Origin of the sequence: Eubacterium sp. AF34-35BH, from assembly GCF_003477765.1 — a bacterium.
Taxonomy (GTDB): Bacteria; Bacillota; Clostridia; order Lachnospirales; family Lachnospiraceae; genus Eubacterium_G.
The window spans coordinates 1-3,849 of the sequence record NZ_QUDZ01000017.1; the positions used below are offsets into that span (position 1 = coordinate 1).

Annotated in this window: 2 protein-coding genes; both read right to left on the reverse strand. The window is 30.3% G+C overall.

What is annotated here, in order from left to right:
• Positions 1 to 246 precede the first annotated feature (246 nt).
• On the reverse strand, positions 247 to 2,025 hold the full coding sequence (locus tag DWZ69_RS11890) for an ABC transporter ATP-binding protein (RefSeq protein WP_118437212.1): 1,779 nt from the start codon (positions 2,023 to 2,025) through the stop codon (positions 247 to 249).
• 17 nt (positions 2,026 to 2,042) lie between these two features.
• Positions 2,043 to 3,761 (reverse strand): ABC transporter ATP-binding protein, encoded by a 1,719-nt coding sequence (locus DWZ69_RS11895; protein WP_118000905.1) that lies wholly within the window; start codon positions 3,759 to 3,761, stop codon positions 2,043 to 2,045.
• Positions 3,762 to 3,849 lie beyond the last annotated feature (88 nt).

The following is a 3,849-nucleotide window of genomic DNA, read 5'->3' on the forward strand; positions in this document are numbered from 1 at the left end:
CTTGACTATAATATCAAATGCTTCTTTATCTGTCAACACTTTTTTTGTCATTTATAGTCTTTTATAGTCATTTATAGTGTAAAAAGTATAAATTTTTATTTCATGCTTGCATGAAGGGAAAAATTTGTATTTTTTACACCCCTTCTCACGAGCCTATAAGCTCTCAAATGGAGAGCGATATGCCAGTGAGATGACGAATTGGGGGAGCACTTATGTGCGGAGCAATTCGTATAAATGACTTTTCGTTTACACTTCATCAAACTGTGCCCTATATAAGCTGTAATATACACCTTTCTTTTCTAAAAGTTGCTTATGTGTCCCCTCTTCTATTATATTTCTGTTTCCAATAACAAATATTCTATCCGCTTTTTTAATTGTAGACAATCTATGTGCTATAACAAAAGATGTTCTTCCTTTTAATATTTCTTCTATACCTTTTTGTACAAGCAATTCTGTTTTTGTATCAATGCTAGAAGTTGCTTCATCTAATATTAAAATTTTAGGTTTTGATATCATTGTCCTTGCAAGGGCTATTAATTGTTTTTGTCCTACAGATAGACCGCCTCCTCTTTCACTTAATAATGTATCGTATCCATTTTTTAATTTCATAATAAAATTGTGCGCGTTTACTGCTTTTGCAGCCTCTACAACTTCCTGATCAGTTGCATCTAATTTGCCATATTTTATATTTTCGCTAATTGTACCTGAAAAAATAAAATTTTCCTGTGTCATAATACCCATTTGTTGTCTAAGACTTTCAATGGTAACTTTCTTTATATCATAACCATCAATAAGAACTCTTCCACTATTTGTGTCATAAAATCTGCTTATGAGATTTATAATTGTAGATTTTCCTGCCCCGGTTGCTCCAACTAAGGCAATAGTTTCACCTGCTTTTATTTCAAAATTAACATTTTCTAACACATTTTCACTATCACTGTCGTATGCAAAAGTTGCATTTTCAAATTTTACATTTCCGTCAATTGGAGGTAATTCTTTGGCTCCATTTTCTTCTTGAATTTCAGGTTCAGTGTCTAACACTTCAAAAATTCTTTCTGCACCTGCTATATTTGTGGTAATTTGATTGTAAAAATTGCTTAAATTATTTATCGGTTGCCAAAACATGTTTATGTATGTTCCAAAAGCTATAAAAGTTCCAACTGAAATATTGTCTGCTTTTAAAATAACTATTCCGACAAAGTACAATGAAATGCATCCCAGTCCCCAGGACAAATCTATAATTGAGCCAAAACAATCACTCATTCGTATTGCATTTTTAAATGATGTTTTATGTTCTTTTACTAATTGGTCAAAAGTTTCTTCAGTTTCTTTTTCCCCACAAAATCCATGAATAATTTTCATACCAGACATATCCTCATGTAAAAATGCATTTAGGTTTGAGGACTTTTTTCTGAAAGTCTGCCATCTGGGATGGGCTTTTATTTGTATATACGAAATTGAAATTGCCATAAGTGGTGTTGTAATCAAGGCTGCTACTGCTAATTTAGGATTTTTTGCAAACATAATTACAACTACTGCCACAACAGTTATGAAATCCGGTATTAATGTTGTGACGCAATTAGATAAAACATCCTTTAATGAGTTAATATCTCCTATAATTCTAGATAATATTTTTCCTGTAGGTCTGCTATCGAAAAATTTGAATCCTAACTTCTGAATATGAGTATATAGCTCCTGTCTTATTGTTAGAAGAATACTGTTACACATTTTTGCCATTACATACATTCTTATTTTTATTGCCAAAGTTGCAAGCAAATTCAGTAATAGTGTTATAATCAAGATTTTATATAACCCTTTATAGTTACCAACAGAAATATAGTTATCTATGGCTTCTTCAATAATCAACGGATTAATCAATGATATAGCAACGCAATATCCCATTAGTAATAACACCAGTATAATTATCAATTTATAATTCAACAAATATGAAAATAATCTTTTTAATGTTTGTAATTTATTTTTTTCAACACTTTGTTCATCTTCTTTATATGAATTAAATGCCATTTTACTTTTCCTTTCTATTAATTTATTGTTCCATATTGAGATAAATAAGTTTCGTAATATAAGCCTTTCTTTTTTATTAAAGAATCATGTTTTCCTTTTTCACTTATTTTACCGTTCTCTAAGACTATTATTTCATCTGCATTTTTTACAGCACTAATTCTATGGGTAATTATTATTTTAGTAATATCATTATACTTTTCTAATACTTTCTGTATTTTCTGCTCTGTTTCTGTATCTAACGCCGATGTAGAATCGTCTAAAATAAGTATTGGTTTATCTTTGGCAAAAGCTCTGGCTATACTAATTCTTTGTTTTTGTCCACCAGACAAACCTACGCCTCTTTCCCCAATTACTGTTTCATATTGTTGTTCTAATCTCTCTACAAATTCACTAACCTGTGCATTATTGGCCGCTAACTTTATTTCTTCAGCATCTAATTCATTCTTCTTTCCTAATTTTATATTCTCATTAATTGTATCTGAAAATAGAAAAACATCCTGCATTACCGGAGCAATACTCCCCCTAAGTTGTTTAATGGTAAGGTTGCGTATATCAACTCCATCTAATTTTATACTTCCCTGGGTAACATCATAGAATCTTAAAAGCAAATTAATAATTGTACTTTTACCGGATCCTGTTTCGCCCATAATACCTAATGTTTTACCAGGATTTAAATCAAAGCTGACATTTTCCAAAATATTACTACTTTCATTTTTCTTAAATGAGACATTTTCAAAAGTAACTCTTCCCTTTACTTTTTCAAGCACAACGGGATTATTTATTTCTTTAATTGATGATTTTTCTTTATAAATTTTTTTGATTTTTTTATTTGACGCAATAGCTGACGAAAAACTGTTAGTAAGCCAACCTAACATTTCCATTGGCCAAACTATATTATTTGAATACTCTACCATTGCACTTAACGAGCCAATTGACAAATTTCCGTCAATAACTATTTTTCCACCTACTAACAATGTTAATAGCGGAAGTATTTTTGTAACAACCGAAAAAAATGGATAATATTTCACGAAAACTTTTGATTGTTTCATGTTAAGTTCATAGTATTTATTATTATGAGATAAAAATTTTTTGATTTCATATTTTTCTCTCGCAAAAGCTTTTACCGTTCTTACTCCTGCAAAATTTTCTTCTGCAACTGTATTTAATTCTGCATTTTCTTCACTAATTTCTTCATAAACTGCCCCTAACTTTCTTTCCATAATTACTGCAATACATCCGCAAAAAATCATGGCAAGTGTTGGGATTATTGCCAACTTCACATTGATTCTATACATACAAAATAAAACAATTGTCGTATGTATTACCACCTCGATTAACAACATACTAACATAACTAAGCCCATCCCAGATTTTATCAATGTCATCCTTAACTCTAGACATTAATTCCCCTGTATCAGTTTTGTCAAAAAAATCTTCACTTAAGTTCTGAATACGTACAAAAAGATCCTTACGCATGGAACTTCCAATATCCGAGCCAAGACAATCAAAGGTGTATTCTTTAATGTATTGAAATATACATCTTCCCACGCCAATTAGAAAAATACCTAAAAGCAAATATTTTAACTCTGCAATATTTTTTCCTACAATTACATCGTCTATGATATGTTTTGTAAACTGTGGAGACATTAAATCAAGCGTTACAGCTATAATCATTGAAGTAATTGCTAAAAGATATTTTCCTTTATGTTCAAATATATAATTAGAAATTTTCTTCATTATTCCTCCTCTTTTTTGTTCTATTTTTGAGTACAAAAAAAGAGATATCACATAGGTGATATCTCTTATGCCGGTGACCGGAATCGAA